Origin of the sequence: Streptomyces sp. NPDC088794, assembly GCF_044750545.1 — a bacterium.
Lineage (GTDB): Bacteria > Actinomycetota > Actinomycetes > Streptomycetales > Streptomycetaceae > Streptomyces.
Genome location: NZ_JBIVKB010000005.1, coordinates 579,786 through 595,387 on the forward strand (window position 1 = coordinate 579,786; position 15,602 = coordinate 595,387).

A 15,602-nucleotide genomic window follows, 5' to 3' on the forward strand; every position below is an offset into this window, starting at 1 on the left:
TCACGCCTCCGGAATCTCGAACTCGGTGGTGCGCTTCATGCCGGCCGCGCGCCCCTTGCCGGAGATGACCAGCGCCATCTTGCGGCTGGCCTCGTCGATCATCTCGTCGCCGATCATCGCCGAGCCCTTCTTGCCGCCCGCCTCGGACGTGTAGTACTCGTACGCGTCCAGGATCAGCTCGGCGTGGTCGAAGTCCTCCTGGGAGGGCGAGAAGATCTCGTTGGACGCCTCGACCTGGCCCGGGTGCAGTACCCACTTGCCGTCGAAGCCGAGCGCGGCGGCGCGCCGCGCGACCTCGCGGTAGCCGTCCACGTTGCGGATCTGGAGGTAGGGGCCGTCGATCGCCTGGAGGTTGTTGGCGCGGGCCGCCATCAGGATCTTCATCAGGATGTAGTGGTAGGCGTCCGCCGGGTAGCCGGGCGGCTGTTCGCCCACGACGAGCGACTTCATGTTGATCGACGCCATGAAGTCGGCCGGGCCGAAGATGATCGTCTCGACACGTTGACTGGCTTGAGCGATCGCATTGACGTTGTTGAGACCCTGCGCGTTCTCGATCTGCGCCTCAATACCGATCTTGCCGACCTCGAAGCCCATCGTCTTCTCGATCTGCGTCAGCAACAGGTCCAGCGCCACGACCTGCTGGGCGTCCTGGACCTTCGGCAGCATGATGCAGTCGAGGTTGGGACCCGCGCCCTCGACGACCGTGACGACATCGCGGTACGTCCACTCGGTCGTCCAGTCGTTGACGCGCACGACCCTCGTCTTGCCCGTCCAGTCACCCTCGTTGAGGAACTTGACGATCGTGTGCCGTGCCTCCGGCTTGGCGAGCGGGGCGCACGCGTCCTCCAGGTCGAGGAAGACCTGGTCGGCGGGGAGGCCCTGCGCCTTCTCCAGGAAGCGCGGGTTGCTCCCGGGGACCGCGAGGCAGGAGCGCCGCGGCCGGAGCCGGTTCACGGGGGCGGGCGTGGTCATGCGGGGACCTCCAGAGGGTCGAGCTTGTTCGCTTTCCGGATCTCGTCGACGATGCGGCCGATGATGCCGGTGATGTCGAAGTCCTTCGGGGTGAAGACCGCGGCCACTCCGGCGGCCCGCAGCTGCTCGGCGTCACCATTGGGGATGATGCCACCGGCGATCACGGGTATATCTGTGGCACCGGCCACACGGAGCCGCTCCAGCACGTCCGGGACCAGCTGCGCGTGCGAGCCGGACAGGATGGACAGACCGACCGCGTGCACGTCCTCGGCGACGGCCGCGTCCACGATCTGCTCGGGCGTCAGCCTGATGCCCTGGTAGACGACTTCGAAGCCGGCGTCACGCGCGCGTACGGCAATCTGCTCGGCGCCGTTGGAGTGCCCGTCCAGGCCCGGCTTGCCGACCAGGAAGCGCAGCTTGCCGACGCCGAGGTCCTTCGCCGTCAGGTCCACCTTGCGGCGCACCTCGCTCATCGCCGAGCCCTCCTCGGCCGGCACCGCCACCGGCGCCGACGAGACGCCCGTCGGCGCCCGGAACTCCCCGAACACCTCGCGCAGGGCCCCGGCCCACTCGCCGGTCGTGACACCCGCGCGGGCGCACTCCAGGGTGGCCTCCATGAGGTTGTCGGTGCCCTTGGCGGCCTCCTTCAGCCGCTCCAGCGCCTTGCACGGGCGCGGGTGGTTGAAGGGCGGCTGGTAGCGCGTGTCACGCCAGTGCTGGAGCGAGGCGATGACCTGAGCCTCGACAGCCGGATCGACTGTCTGGATGGCTGTATCGAGATCGGCCGTCAATGGATTGGGCTCGGTCGTCTCGTAGATGTTGACGCCCACGATCTTCTCTTGACCGGATTCAATACGAGCCCTGCGCTCGGCGTGCGAGGAGACGAGCTGCGACTTGAGGTAGCCCGACTCCACGGCGGCCATCGCGCCGCCCATCTCCTCGATCCGCGCCATCTCCGCGAGCGACTCCTCGACGAGCACCGCCACCTTCGCCTCGATGACGTGCGAGCCGTCGAAGATGTCCGCGTACTCCAGCAGGTCGCTCTCGTGGGCGAGCACCTGCTGGATGCGCAGCGACCACTGCTGGTCCCAGGGACGGGGCAGGCCCAACGCCTCGTTCCAGGCCGGGAGTTGCACGGCACGCGCGCGTGCGTCCTTGGACAGCGTCACGGCGAGCATCTCCAGCACGATCCGCTGGACGTTGTTCTCCGGCTGGGCCTCCGTCAGCCCCAGCGAGTTGACCTGGACGCCGTACCGGAAGCGCCGCTGCTTGGCGTTCTCGATGCCGTACCGCTCCCGCGTGACCTGGTCCCAGATCCGGCCGAACGCCCGCATCTTGCACATCTCCTCGATGAACCGCACACCGGCGTTCACGAAGAAGGAGATACGGGCGACCACGTCACCGAACTTCTCGGCGGGCACCTGGCCCGAGTCGCGCACGGCGTCGAGCACCGCGATCGCCGTGGACATCGCGTACGCGATCTCCTGCACCGGCGTGGCGCCCGCCTCCTGCAAGTGGTAGCTGCAGATGTTGATCGGGTTCCACTTCGGCAGGTGGGAGACCGTGTACGCGATCATGTCCGTCGTCAGCCGGAGCGAGGGCACCGGCGGGAACACGTGCGTGCCCCGGGACAGGTACTCCTTGACGATGTCGTTCTGGGTCGTGCCGGAGAGCTGGGTGATGTCGGCGCCCTGCTCCTCGGCGACGACCTGGTAGAGCGCCAGCAGCCACATGGCGGTGGCGTTGATCGTCATCGAGGTGTTCATCTGCTCCAGGGGGATGTCCTGGAACAGCCGGCGCATGTCACCGAGGTGCGCGATCGGCACGCCGACCCGGCCGACCTCGCCGCGGGCGAGGACGTGGTCGGAGTCGTAGCCGGTCTGCGTCGGCAGGTCGAACGCCACCGACAGACCGGTCTGGCCCTTGGCGAGGTTGCGCCGGTACAGCTCGTTGGACGCCTCGGCCGTGGAGTGACCGGCATACGTGCGCATGAGCCACGGCCGGTCCTTCTCCCGCATGCCGTCGGCATTCTGACGCTCAGTCATCTATGACCTCGGGTGTCTCAGACGTTGCGGAAGCGGTTGATGGCGTCGACGTGCTGGGCGCGCTTCTCGTGGTCGCGCACGCCCAGGCCCTCCTCGGGCGCCAGGCACAGCACTCCGACCTTGCCCTGGTGGAGGTTGCGGTGCACGTCGTAGGCGGCCTGTCCGGTGTCCTCCAGGGAGTACACCCGCGACAGGGTGGGGTGGATCTTGCCCTTCGCGATCAGCCGGTTGGCCTCCCAGGCCTCGCGGTAGTTGGCGAAGTGCGAGCCGATGATCCGCTTCAGGGACATCCACAGGTAGCGGTTGTCGTACTCGTGCATGTAGCCCGAGGTCGAGGCGCAGGTGGTGATGGTGCCGCCCTTGCGGGTCACGTACACGGAGGCGCCGAAGGTCTCGCGGCCGGGGTGCTCGAAGACGATGTCGATGTCCTCGCCGCCGGTGAGTTCACGGATGCGCTTGCCGAACCGCTTCCATTCTTTCGGGTCCTGGGTCCGCTCGTCCTTCCAGAACTTGTAGCCCTCCGCGTTGCGGTCGATGACGGCCTCGGCGCCCATCGCCCGGCAGATGTCGGCCTTCTCGGGGCTGGAGACGACACAGATCGGCGTGGCACCGCCGGCCAGCGCGAACTGGGTGGCGTACGAGCCGAGTCCGCCGCTGGCGCCCCAGATCAGCACGTTGTCGCCCTGCTTCATGCCGGCGCCGTTGCGGGACACCAGCTGGCGGTACGCGGTGGAGTTGACCAGCCCCGGGGAGGCGGCCTCCTCCCAGCTGAGGTGGTCCGGCTTGGGCATGAGCTGGTTGGACTTGACCAGGGCGATCTCGGCGAGGCCGCCGAAGTTGGTCTCGAAGCCCCAGATGCGCTGCTCGGGGTCGAGCATCGTGTCGTTGTGCCCGTCGCTGGACTCCAGCTCGACGGAGAGGCAGTGCGCGACGACCTCGTCGCCCGGCTTCCAGGCGTTCACGCCGGGGCCGGTGCGCAGGACCACGCCCGCGAGGTCGGAGCCGATGATGTGGTACGGCAGGTCGTGCCGCTTGGTGAGCTCGCTGACCTTGCCGTAGCGCTCCAGGAAGCCGAAGGTCGACAGCGGCTCGAAGATCGAGGTCCACACGGAGTTGTAGTTGACCGAGGAGGCCATGACGGCCACCAGGGCCTCGCCCGGGCCCAGTTCGGGCAGGGGCACGTCGTCCAGGTGGAGCGACTTGCGCGGGTCCTTGTCGCGGGTCTGCATGCCCGCGAACATCTCCGTCTCGTCCTTGTGCACGGTGATCGCGCGGTACGACTCGGGGAGCGGCAGGGCGGCGAAGTCGCCCGGCGTGGAGTCCGGCGACTGGATCGCGTCCAGGATGTCCTTCACGGTCACGGTGATGCCTCCGGCGAATGGCGTCTTGAGGGGGAGACGCTGAGGGTTACGTCGGTGCTGCTGAGGGCGCTTTGTGGCGCGGGAGGTTGCCTGTGACGCAGGCGTCCGGGCGGGCAGGTCGATGACTTGCTGGGACAGCCGGCGTACGTGAGGTCTCTGCACGCCGGCCGCCCGGACTCCTTCAACGTATGACACCGCGTGTCACCTTGCAAGGCACTGAGTGCCAGGAATTCCTCTCGGGTGAAATCTTTACGTAACAAATGAGCGATGATCGATCGAACGGGCTCTGGAATCCGCGCGAAAAGGTGCCCTGACATGCCAAAACGGCCACCCCGAGGGGTGGCCGTCATCACAGAGGAGTTGGCAGGAGAGCCGGCAGATGTGCTGCCGCTCAGCGGTCCCTGAGGGCCTCTTCGATCGTCCGCATGACCTCGTCCAGCGGGGCGTCCGTGCGGGCGACGGTCACCAGGACCTCGCCCTGGGTGGAGACCGCCGCGAGCGTCGGCGGCTTCGGCGGGGCCGTGCGCCCGGCGCCGATCCCCGTCCCGAACGTCTTGCGCACGATCGCGAAGGCGTGGTCCAGCTGGGCCTCCACGTCTCCCTGGCCGCCGGCCCGCAGCCAGCGCCGCAGGACGTGGTTGTGGGCCGTGACCACGGCGGACGCGGCGACCTCGGCCAGCAGCGGGTCGTCGTTGGCGTCGTCGTCGTGCGCGTGCTCGTCGAAGTGACCCAGCAGGTAGCGGGTGAAGAGCCGCTCGTAGCGGGCCACCGACGCGATCTCCGCCTCGCGCAGGGTGGGCACCTCGCGCGTGAGCTTGTAGCGGGCGACCGAGATCTCCGGCCGGGCCGCGTACATCCGCATGACTTCCTTGATGCCCCGGCACACCGTGTCCAGCGGGTGCTCGTGCGCCGGTGCCGCGTTCAGCACGGCCTCCGCGCGGATCAACGTGTCGTCGTGGTCCGGGAAGATCGCCTCTTCCTTGGAACGGAAGTGCCGGAAGAAGGTGCGGCGGGCCACGCCGGCCGCCGCCGCGATCTCGTCGACCGTGGTCGCCTCGTACCCCTTGGTGGAGAACAGCTCCATCGCCGCGGCCGCCAACTCGCGGCGCATCTTGAGCCGCTGGGCCGCCGCGCGACTGCCTGCGGCGCTCTCCGGCGCGTCGGGCGTAGCTGGTGTACGTGAGGACTTGGCGGGCTGGGACATGCCCCGAACGTACTGCATGTGCGCAGCTTGGTGCGCACGTCGGGGGTTTCCCCGGACCGGCACGGGCGGGGGCACGGCGGGCCGGTGGAGCGGGTGCGGGCCGCCCGGATCGAGCAGCCCGCCCCAGTCCGCCTCCGTCGCGAACCAGTCGCCGGCGCCCTCAGCGCCGGGCATATTCGCGGAAGCCACGGCCCGTCTTGCGGCCGAGGCAGCCCGCGGCCACCAGATGCTCCAGGAGCGGGGCGGGAGCCAGGCCCGGATCGCGGAACTCGCGGTGCAGGACCTTCTCGATCGCCAAGGAGACGTCGAGCCCGACCACGTCGAGGAGTTCGAACGGCCCCATCGGGTAGCCGCCGCCCAACTTCATCGCCGCGTCGATGTCGTCAAGAGTCGCGTAGTGCTCCTGCACCATCTTGATCGCGTTGTTGAGGTACGGGAAAAGCAAGGCGTTGACGATGAATCCGGCCCGGTCGCCACAGTCGACGGCATGCTTCTTGATCTTGACGCAGACCTCGCGGACCGTTGAGTGGACGTCCTCGGCCGTCAACACCGTACGGACGACCTCGACCAGCTTCATCGCCGGTGCCGGGTTGAAGAAGTGCATGCCGATCACGTCCTGCGGGCGCGAGGTGGCGCGGGCGCAGGCGACGACGGGCAAGGACGAGGTGGTGGTGGCCAGGACCGTGCCCGGCTTGCAGACCTTGTCCAGGGTGGCGAACAGCTGCTGCTTGATCTCCAGGTCCTCGGCGACCGCCTCGACGGCCAGGTCGACATCGGCGAAGGAGTCGTAGGAGCCCGCCGCGGTGATCCGGTCCAGGGTCTCCGCGGCGGCCTCGGCGGTCAGCCGTCCCTTGTCGACGGAGCGCGAGAGGGATTTGCCGATCCGGGCCTTGGCGGTCTGCGCCTTCTCCTCGCTGCGCGCGGCGAGCACGACCTCGTACCCGGCCTTGGCGAAGACCTCGGCGATGCCGGACGCCATGGTCCCGGAGCCGGCGACGCCGACCGAGTGGACCGGGCGGCCGGGCGTGAGGGCGGAGCCGTCCAGCGGTGTCAGCGCGTCCCGCACGACGACGGCGCTGCCCGGGGCCTCGTAGGTGTAGAAGCCGCGGCCCGACTTGCGGCCGGTCAGGCCCGCCTCGCTGAGCTGCTTCAGGATCGGCGCGGGGGCGTGCAGCCGGTCGTGGGACGCGGCGTACATGGCCTCCAGGACCGTGCGGGCGGTGTCGACGCCGATCAGGTCGAGCAGCGCGAGCGGGCCCATGGGCAGTCCGCAGCCGAGCCGCATCGCCGCGTCGATGTCCTCGCGGGAGGCGTACTTGGCCTCGTACATCGCGGCGGCCTGGTTGAGATAGCCGAACAGCAGCCCGTCCGCGACGAATCCGGGCCGGTCGCCGACCGCGACGGGCTCCTTGCCGAGGTCGAGGGCGAGGTTGGTGACCGCGCTGACGGCCGTGGGCGCGGTCAGCACGGACGAGACGACCTCGACCAGCCGCATCGCGGGCGCCGGGTTGAAGAAGTGCAGGCCCAACACCCGCTCCGGCCGGGCCGAGTCGGCCGCGAGCCGGGTCACGGACAGGGCGTTGGTCCCGGTCGCCAGGATCGTCTCCGGCCGCACGATCCCGTCCAGCTCACGGAAGATCTGCTGCTTGATCTCGTACGACTCCGGCGCCACCTCGATGACGAGGTCGGCGTCGGCCGCGGCCCGCAGGTCGGTGGAGGTGCGGACCCGGGCGAGCAGTTCGGCGCGCTCGGGCTCGGTCAGCCGGCCCCGTGTCACGGCGCGGGCGGTGGCGGTCTCCAGGGCGGCGACGGCCTGCGCGGTCGCGGCCTCGCTGACGTCGATGCCGACGACCTCGCGGCCGGCCTTGGCGAGGACCTCGGTGATACCGGTGCCCATCGTGCCGAGGCCGACGACGGCGACGGTTTTGATCGGGGAGAGAGGGGAGTGGGACAGGGGAGTGGCCATCGCGGGACTCCAGGAATGAGGGGTGACGACTGGGAGCACGCCCGGGTGCGCCGAGAGAACCGGGCCGAAGCCGGACCGGTGGCGCACCGGGTGCGTGAGGAGTGCGGGTGTTACGGGCTACGAGCGCACACGCCCGGGGAAACGGTGAAGAGTGACCGGCCCTGTCCCAAGCCGGGTCCTACCTCGGTGCGTTGAGCACCGAACCGCTTGTTCTCGCGGCGGCTGCGTCACCAGGCCACCGCAAGGAATGCCGCGAGTGGGTAACTCGCTCGTCTGAGCTTAACCCGTGAGTAACGAGCGCGCCAGCCCCTGTCCGGTTCTCGTAGTTGTACGTCTTTGTGATGTAGGTCCCGAGAGATCGCGGGCGCCCCTACGCTCGGTGCCATGGACGAAGAGTTGCGATCGCTCACTGAGCGTTTACGGACGGAGGCGGGAGCGTCCGCCGTGTACGACCGGCTCGTGGTGGTCGAAGACCCCGACGCGCTGGCCGACGCGCTCACCGAGCCCGGACAGCCGCTGTGGGCGAGGGAGTTGACCGCGTTCAAGCTCGGACTCGCGGGCGACCGGCGGGCCTTCGAGTCCCTCGTCCTGTTCCTGAACCACCGCGACCCGCAGCGCTGCGCCTCCGCCGCGTACGCCCTGGCCCGCCTCGGCGACCCGCGCACCGCCCGCGCGGCAGCCGCCCTCGCCACCAACGAACTGCGCGTCGCCTACGCCCTGCACCCGATCCGCCTGCTGACCGAACTGCGCGCCCCCGAGTCCGTGCCGGCGCTCATCACCACCCTGGAGCGGCGGCTGCGCCCGCACGACCCGTACCGGCGCGTGGCCCTCGCGTGCGTGGAGGGACTCGGCAGCCTGGCGGACGGCCGCGCCCGGCCCGTACTCACCGAGGCACTCGCCCACCCTGCCCTCGCGGAGGCGGCGGTGGGGGCGCTGGGGCGGATTCCGCGGCAGCGCTGACGCGGTTCGCAGTGGTCGGAGCGTTCGGCGTGTGAGCTTCCTAGAGCGTGAGGTTCCTGGCGTACCGCACCTCGGGCACCTCGACCCCGTCCACATCGAAGGGCTCCTCGGTGCCGTCGGCCCGGAATCCGGCGCGCTCGTAGAAGCGCCGGGCGGGCGCGTTCCCTTCGAGGACCCAGAGGTACATGCGCGTGAGGTCGACGGCCACGCACCGCCGTACCGACTCCTCGAGCAGCGCGCGTCCGGCACCCGTGCCCTGATGGTCAGGGTCCACATAGATCGCGTACAACTCCACACCCCCGGCGGGCACTTCACCGTCCCGGTAGGGCCCGTGGCAGGCTCAGCCGACGACTTCGCCGTCCCGCTCGGCCACGATGTTCACCACGCTGCCGTCGCCCTGGAGCAGGCGCGCGCGTTGGCGGTCGGCGTCCTTCTGCACACTCATCGCGTCGAGGTACGGCTGGGGGATCAGCCCGCGGTACGCGCTGCGCCAGCCGCGGACGCGGATCTCGGCGACCGGGTCGCAGTCGGCGAGCGTCATGTCCCGGACCTGAAGACAGGTCGAAGACGCGCTCACTCGGCCACGACCGCGAACGCCTCGACCTCCATCAGGAACTCCGGCCGCACCAGCGCCGCGACCTGGACCGCCGAGGCGGCCGGGAGGCGGTCGTCGGGTATGTGGCCGGCGCGGGCCGCGCGGATCGCCGGCAGGTGGGCCATGTCCGTGACGAAGTAGGTGAGTTTGACGACGTCGTCGAAGGTCGCGCCGGCCGCGGTCAGACAGCGGCGGAGGTTCTCGAAGACCTGGCGCGCCTGAGCCTCGGCGTCACCCTCGCCGACGAGCTTGCCGTCCTCGTCGAGGGCGAGCTGACCGGAGATCGCGACGAAGCGGCCGGTGCCGATGACGACGTGGCTGTACTGGGCGGCGGGGAAAACCCCGTCGGGGGCGGGAATCCTGGTCGTCTCACTCATGCGTCCATCGTGGACCATGGGTCTGACAACCTGGATCTCCGCCCCCGACGGGGTCTCATGCGCGGATGCCCGGGTGGGGGCTCAGCCGCGGAAGCCGACCAGACCGTGCAGGGTCGAACCGCGGGTGGACTTCGCCGCCGCGGCGGAGCTCAGCGGCGCGGGGTCCGGCAGTTTCTGGCACACCGCGTCGACCTCACCGTGACCGCGTGGCACCTTGCCGGTGCTCAGGTAGTCCGCCAGGTACTTGTCCAGGCAGGCGTTCCCGCTCAGCGTGATGCCGTGGTTCCCGCCGCCCTGCTCGACCACGAAACTGGAGCCCGCGAGCAGGCGATGGACCGTCGCGCCGCCCTCGTACGGGGTGGCCGCGTCGTTGGTCGCCTGGAACAGCAGCACCGGCGGCAGCTTGCCGTTGGCGATGTTGATCGGGCGCTTGGTGTCCGTCGGCCAGAACGCGCACGGCGCGTTGTACCAGGCGTTGTTCCAGGCCATGAAGGGCGCCTTGTCGTACACCGCCCAGTTGTCCTTGCGCCACTGGTTCCAGTCGCGCGGCCAGGAGGCGTCACGGCACTGCACCGCGGTGTAGACGCTGTAGCCGTTGTCCCCGGAGGCGTCGATGGCGGCGAAGTTCTCGTACGCCTCCACCAGCGGATCGGCGTTCTTGTCGTTCACGTAGGCGGCGAACGCCTCGGCCAGGTAGGGCCAGTAGCCGTTGTAGTAGCCGCCCGGGATGAAGGTGTCCTCGAACTCCGAGGCGCCCACCTTGCCGCCCGCCGGCTTCTTGGCCAGCGCCTTGCGCGCCGCGTACCACTTGGCCTCGATCTTCTCCGGATCGGTGCCGAGCTTGTACGTCGAGTCGTACTTCGCGATCCACGCCATCAGGGCGCGCTGGCGGTCGTTGAAGGCGTAGTCCTGCCCGATGTTGTCGTCGTACCAGACGCCCGTGGGGTCGACGATCGAGTCCAGGACCAGGCGCCGTACGCGCTCGGGGAAGAGCTTCGCGTAGACCGCGCCCAGGTAGGTGCCGTACGAGTAACCGAAGTAGTTGATCTTCTTGGCGCCGAGTGCGGCCCGGATCGAGTCCATGTCCCGCACGGCGCTGATCGTGTCGATGTACGGCAGCAGGCTCGCGTACTTCTTGCCGCAGGCGTCGGCGAAGGACTTGGCGCGCTTGAGGTTGGCCTTCTCGATCGCCGGTGTGCTCGGCACCGAGTCCGGGCGCACCGGGTTGAAGTAGCCCGGCTTGCAGTCGAGGGCCGGTCGGCTCGCGCCGACCCCGCGCGGGTCGAAGCCGATGACGTCGTACTGGGACGCCACCGCCTTGGGCAGCGAGGACGCGACGAAGCCGGCGAGCGAGAGGCCGCTGCCGCCGGGACCGCCGGGGTTGACCAGCAGGGGACCCTGGCTCTTGCTCGCGGTGTGCGGCACGCGCGAGAGGGCGAGGGTGATCTGCCGCCCGTGCGGCTTCGCGTGATCGAGGGGCACTTTGAGGGACGCGCACTGGAGCGTCGGATAGTCGGTGGTGCCGCATTTCTTCCAGGTGAGCTTCGCGACGGGAGCGGCCGCCGCGCTGCTCGGGGCGCTCGCGTCGGCGGGCACGGCCGTGAAGGTTCCGGCCACCACGACGGCGACGCCGCACAGTACTGCTGCGCGTTTTCTCATGGAGTCCTCCCAGGACGGAGGGTTTCGGACCGCGGGGCTCGTGGTCCTCGCCGCATCGTCCCGGAAAGGCGCACCGGAAGAACGCGTTCTGCCGATACTTGACCCGATCGGAGCGAGGGATGCGCTCGAACGCTCTCAGATCAGCGAGAGTTGGGTCGGTTCGGACACCGCCTCCTCGGCCGGCTCCGGGGGCGTGATCCGCCGGGGCATCCCCGCGCGCGTGGGGCCGATCCCGTACTCCTGGGCCAGCTCGTGGACCTGACGGGTGATCCGGCGCTGGTACCACTTCGGGGCGTACGCGCCGTCCGCGTACAGCCGCTCGTAGCGGCGCACCAGATACGGGTGGTGCCGGCCGAGCCACGCCATGAACCACTCGCGGGCGCCGGGGCGCAGATGCAGCACCAGAGGCGTGACCGAGGAGGCCCCGGAGGCGGCGATCGCGCGCACGGTGGCGCGCAGTTGGGCCGGGTCGTCGCTCAGGAACGGGAGCACCGGGGCCATCAGGACCCCGCAGTCGATGCCCTGCTCGGCGAGGGCGCGGACGACGTCCAGGCGACGCTCCGGGGCGGGCGTGCCCGGCTCCACGGTGCGCCACAGCTCGGGGTCGGTGAAGCCGACCGAGACGGAGATGCCCACGTCGGTCACCTCGGCGGCCTGCCGCAGCAGATCGAGGTCGCGCAGGATCAGCGTGCCCTTCGTCAGGATCGAGAAGGGGTTGGCGTGGTCGCGCAGCGCGGAGATGATCCCCGGCATCAGGCCGTAGCGGCCCTCGGCGCGCTGGTAGCAGTCGACGTTGGTGCCCATCGCTATGTGCTCGCCCTGCCAGCGCCGCGAGCCGAGCTGGCGGCGCAGCAGATCCGGCGCGTTCGTCTTGACCACGATCTGGGAGTCGAAGTCGATCCCCGTGTCCAGGTCCAGATAGCTGTGCGTCTTGCGGGCGAAGCAGTACACGCACGCGTGCGAGCAGCCGCGATAGGGGTTCACCGTCCATTCGAACGGCATTCGGGAGGCCCCCGGCACTCGGTTGATGATCGAGCGGGCGCGCACCTCGTGGAAGGTGATACCGCGGAACTCGGGGGTGTCGAAGGTGCGGGTGATCACGGCGTCCGCGCCGAACAGCGCGGCGTCGTTCGGCCGGCTGTGGCCGCCGGACTCGACGGTGAGGTTCTCCCAGCGCATGACGCCTCCTTCGGTAGGCCTGCCCCCAGAGTGAAACACTTGTTCGAATTGCTGTGCAAGTGTCATTCCCGATCGCCTCGAAGGCCCCGGGCCCCCGATTTGGGCGGCCGTGCGCGGGGGTGGTTGGCTGGCCCCGACACCGAGAACCCAGGTCCTGGAGGAAATCGATGGCGCAGGTCGAGGCCACTACGGAGCGCATCGTCGCGGCGGACGCGGAGACGGTGTTCGACGCGCTCGCCGACTACAGCGGCACGCGCGCGAAGGTGCTGCCCGAGCAGTTCAGCGAGTACGAGGTACGTGAGGGCGGTGACGGCGAGGGCACCCTCGTCCACTGGAAGCTCCAGGCGACCAGCAAGCGCGTGCGGGACTGCCTCCTGGAGGTGAGCGAGCCCACCGACGGCGAACTCGTCGAGAAGGACCGCAACTCCTCGATGGTCACCACCTGGCGGGTCACCCCGGCCGGCGAGGGCAAGTCCCGGGTCGTCGTGAGCACCGTCTGGAACGGCGCCGGCGGCATCGGCGGCTTCTTCGAGAAGACGTTCGCGCCCAAGGGCCTCGGCCGGATCTACGACGCGATCCTGGACAAGCTGGCCGTCGAGGTCGAGAAGTAGGCCCTGTGTCGGGCAAGTCCCCGGCGTTCCGGGGGCGTTGACGGCCCTCACCGGTTCGAGTGGATCTCCACCCGTCGAGCCGTTCTGCCGTAACTCGTCGTGCTTGCTCGCAGTTGTCGCCTTAAGCGGGAATTGTGCGGCAGTGCGACGAGGGGAGCGGTAGGTGGGCGGGACGACTCTGGTGCGGGACGAACCGGTCGTGGCGGCTGTGGAGAGCCACCTCCCCGCGGCCGCCGGTGGCGCCGAACTGAGCCCGCGCCGGGTCCGGTTGGTCTTCCTCGGGCTGATGCTCGCGCTGCTCCTCGCGGCCCTCGAGCAGATGATCGTCGCCACCGCGCTCCCGAAGATCGTCGGTGAGCTGCACGGCCTGGACAAGATGTCCTGGGCGATCACCGCCTATCTGCTCACCTCCACCATCGGACTGCCGATCTACGGCAAGCTCGGTGACCTGCTCGGCCGCAAGGGCGTCTTCCAGTTCGCCATCGTCGTCTTCGTCATCGGCTCCGCGCTCGCCGGCCGGGCGCAGACCATGGACCAGCTGATCGCCTTCCGCGCGGTCCAGGGCGTCGGCGCCGGCGGCCTCATGATCGGTGTCCAGGCGATCATCGCGGACATCGTGCCGCCCCGGCAGCGCGGCCGCTTCATGGGCCTGATCGGCGCCGCCTTCGGCCTCGCCTCGGTCGCCGGACCGCTGCTCGGCGGCTACTTCACCGACCACCTCACCTGGCGCTGGTGCTTCTACTTCAACGTGCCCTTCGGCCTCCTGACCCTGGCCGTCGTCACCGTCGTCCTCAAGCTCCCGAAGCCCAGGACCAAGCCGCGCCTCGACGTCCTCGGCGCGCTCCTGCTCGCCGCGGCCTCCACCTGCCTCGTCCTGCTGACCAGTTGGGGCGGCACCGAGTACGCGTGGGACTCGCGGGTCATCCTCGGGCTCGCCGCGGGCGCCGTGGCCGCCGCCGTCCTCTTCCTGGTCGCCGAGCACTTCGCGGCCGAACCCCTCATCCCGCTGCGGTTGTTCAGGGACTCCGTCTTCAACGTCACCGGTCTGGTGGGCCTGGTGATCGGCGTCGCGCTGTTCGGCGCCGCCAGCTATCTGCCGACCTTCCTGCAAATGGTCGACGGGGCCACCGCCACCGAGTCGGGCCTGCTGATGCTGCCCATGATGGGCGGCATCGTCGGCGCCTCGATCATCGCCGGACAGCTCATCACCCACACCGGGCACTACCGGATCTACCCCGTCCTCGGCAGCGCCCTGTCCGCCGTCGGCATGTGGCTGCTGTCCCGCCTCGAAGTCGACACGTCCCGGCTGCAGTACAGCCTCTGGATGGCCGTCCTCGGCGCGGGTATCGGCATGGTGATGCCGGTGCTCGTGCTGGCCGTGCAGAACTCCGTGCGCCCCGCCGACCTCGGCACCGCCACCAGCGCCAACAACTACTTCCGGCAGATCGGCGGCAGCGTCGGCGCCGCGATCTTCGGCACGCTCTTCGCCGACCGGCTCGCCGACTCCCTCGCCGAGCGGCTCTCCACGCGCGCGGGATCCCAGCTGCCGGACCCGGAGTCCCTCACCCCGCAGCTCGTCCACGCGCTGCCCCCGGCGCTGCGCGACGACTACATCGCGGCCTACGCCGACGCGATGCCCCGGATCTTCCTCTACCTCGTGCCGGTGCTCGTCCTCGGCCTGCTCATCGCCTTCTTCCTCAAGGAGAAACCGCTGGTGTCCCACAACGCCGCCGAAACGGAGACAGTGCCCGTGAACGCCCCGATCCCGCAGGCGCGTTCGTCCTACGCGGCCGGAATCCCGGTCTGCGGCACGGTGCAGCACCCGGACGGGACCGTCGTACCGCGGGCCGCACTCACGCTCATCGACGTGACCGGGCAGCAGATCGGGCGGGGCGCGAGCGGCGAGGACGGGCGGTACGCGCTGTCGACGCCAGGGTCGGGGGCGTACGTCCTGATCGCCGCGGCCGGTGGCCACCAGCCGCAGGCGGTCTCCGTCACCGTCGGCGAGCGCCCCGTCGAACTCGACGTCGTGCTCGGCGGCGCCGGACGCCTCGCGGGCAGCGTGGTCACCGCCGACGGCACACCCGTGCGCGAGGCGGCCGTCACCCTCACCAACGTGCACGGCGAGGTCGTGGCGAGCACCCGCAGCGGGCGCGAGGGCGGCTACGTCATCACCGAGTTGGTGGCCGGCGAGTACACCCTCGCCGCCAGCGCCCCCGCGTTCCGCCCGGCCGCCCTGCCGGTCAGTGTCCAGTCCTCCCGGGAGACCCGCCAGGACATCGAACTCGCCGGTGGTGCCGTGCTGCGCGGCACGGTGCGGGCCGGCGGCGGACGGCCCGTCGAGGACGCGCGCGTGACGCTGCTCGACGCGGCCGGCAACGTCGTGGACACGCTCACCACGGGACCCGACGGAACGTTCCGGTTCGTCGACCTGTCCTCCGGCGAGTACACCGTGATCGCCGCCGGCTACCCGCCGGTCGCCACCGTGCTCCAGGTCGCCGGCGGCGGCCGCACCGAGCGGGACCTGCAACTGGGACACGAGGACTGAGGCCCGCGGATCCAGGGGGCGACCGAACCGGCCGGACGGGCGCGGGGGTTGAGCGCCCCCGGCGCGCCTGTCCGGCGTGCGGCCCCGAACCGGTGCGCCCGCGTGCCACCAATTCCCCCGTTGCC

Annotated in this window: 11 protein-coding genes and 1 pseudogene; 3 read left to right on the forward strand and 9 right to left on the reverse strand. The window is 70.0% G+C overall.

The window, feature by feature from the left end; all coding sequences use genetic code 11:
- The 5 genes from ACIP6U_RS18240 to ACIP6U_RS18260 all read right to left on the reverse strand — a co-directional run bounded on the left by ACIP6U_RS18240 (nt 1) and on the right by ACIP6U_RS18260 (nt 7,548).
- On the reverse strand, nt 1-972 hold the full coding sequence (locus ACIP6U_RS18240; protein ID WP_401718425.1) for an HpcH/HpaI aldolase/citrate lyase family protein: 972 nt from the start codon (nt 970-972) through the stop codon (nt 1-3).
- Entirely contained in the window at nt 969-3,017 is a 2,049-nt protein-coding gene (locus tag ACIP6U_RS18245; protein ID WP_401718428.1) for a protein meaA, read from the reverse strand. The genes ACIP6U_RS18240 and ACIP6U_RS18245 overlap by 4 nt, the downstream gene beginning before the upstream one ends.
- Nucleotides 3,018-3,034: 17 nt before the next feature.
- Nucleotides 3,035-4,378, reverse strand: a complete 1,344-nt coding sequence (gene ccrA, locus ACIP6U_RS18250) for a crotonyl-CoA carboxylase/reductase (RefSeq protein ID WP_401718431.1) — start codon at nt 4,376-4,378, stop codon at nt 3,035-3,037.
- Nucleotides 4,379-4,769: 391 nt separating this feature from the next.
- Nucleotides 4,770-5,582 carry a TetR family transcriptional regulator gene (locus ACIP6U_RS18255; RefSeq protein WP_401718433.1) on the reverse strand — a complete coding sequence of 271 codons (813 nt, stop codon included), beginning with the start codon at nt 5,580-5,582 and terminating at the stop codon, nt 4,770-4,772.
- Nucleotides 5,583-5,742: 160 nt separating this feature from the next.
- The gene (locus tag ACIP6U_RS18260; protein ID WP_401718435.1) at nt 5,743-7,548 is read right to left on the reverse strand and encodes a 3-hydroxyacyl-CoA dehydrogenase family protein; all 1,806 of its coding nucleotides are present in this window, start codon (nt 7,546-7,548) and stop codon (nt 5,743-5,745) included.
- A 384-nt stretch (nt 7,549-7,932) separates the two neighbouring features.
- Here ACIP6U_RS18260 and ACIP6U_RS18265 point away from each other — a divergent pair, with 384 nt between their 5' ends.
- Complete coding sequence (locus tag ACIP6U_RS18265) at nt 7,933-8,508, forward strand: adenylosuccinate lyase (protein WP_401718438.1); 576 nt, start codon at nt 7,933-7,935, stop codon at nt 8,506-8,508.
- A gap of 40 nt (nt 8,509-8,548) precedes the next feature.
- On the opposite strand, the pseudogene ACIP6U_RS18270 reads toward ACIP6U_RS18265, so the two are convergent.
- The 4 genes and pseudogenes from ACIP6U_RS18270 to ACIP6U_RS18285 form a co-directional block, all read right to left on the reverse strand.
- Nucleotides 8,549-9,049, reverse strand: a pseudogene (locus ACIP6U_RS18270) (GNAT family N-acetyltransferase).
- 32 nt (nt 9,050-9,081) lie between these two features.
- Nucleotides 9,082-9,480 (reverse strand): RidA family protein, encoded by a 399-nt coding sequence (locus ACIP6U_RS18275; protein WP_401718440.1) that lies wholly within the window; start codon nt 9,478-9,480, stop codon nt 9,082-9,084.
- An 81-nt stretch (nt 9,481-9,561) separates the two neighbouring features.
- Entirely contained in the window at nt 9,562-11,139 is a 1,578-nt protein-coding gene (locus ACIP6U_RS18280) for an alpha/beta hydrolase (protein ID WP_401718443.1), read from the reverse strand.
- A 135-nt stretch (nt 11,140-11,274) separates the two neighbouring features.
- A complete protein-coding gene (locus ACIP6U_RS18285) occupies nt 11,275-12,318 on the reverse strand; it encodes an Rv2578c family radical SAM protein (protein ID WP_401718446.1) in 1,044 nt (347 codons plus the stop codon).
- A 167-nt stretch (nt 12,319-12,485) separates the two neighbouring features.
- On the opposite strand from ACIP6U_RS18285, the gene ACIP6U_RS18290 reads away from it, so the two are divergent.
- Both ACIP6U_RS18290 and ACIP6U_RS18295 read left to right on the forward strand, forming a co-directional pair.
- A complete protein-coding gene (locus ACIP6U_RS18290) occupies nt 12,486-12,929 on the forward strand; it encodes an SRPBCC family protein (protein ID WP_401718449.1) in 444 nt (147 codons plus the stop codon).
- 163 nt (nt 12,930-13,092) lie between these two features.
- Complete coding sequence (locus ACIP6U_RS18295; protein ID WP_401718451.1) at nt 13,093-15,477, forward strand: MFS transporter; 2,385 nt, start codon at nt 13,093-13,095, stop codon at nt 15,475-15,477.
- Nucleotides 15,478-15,602 lie beyond the last annotated feature (125 nt).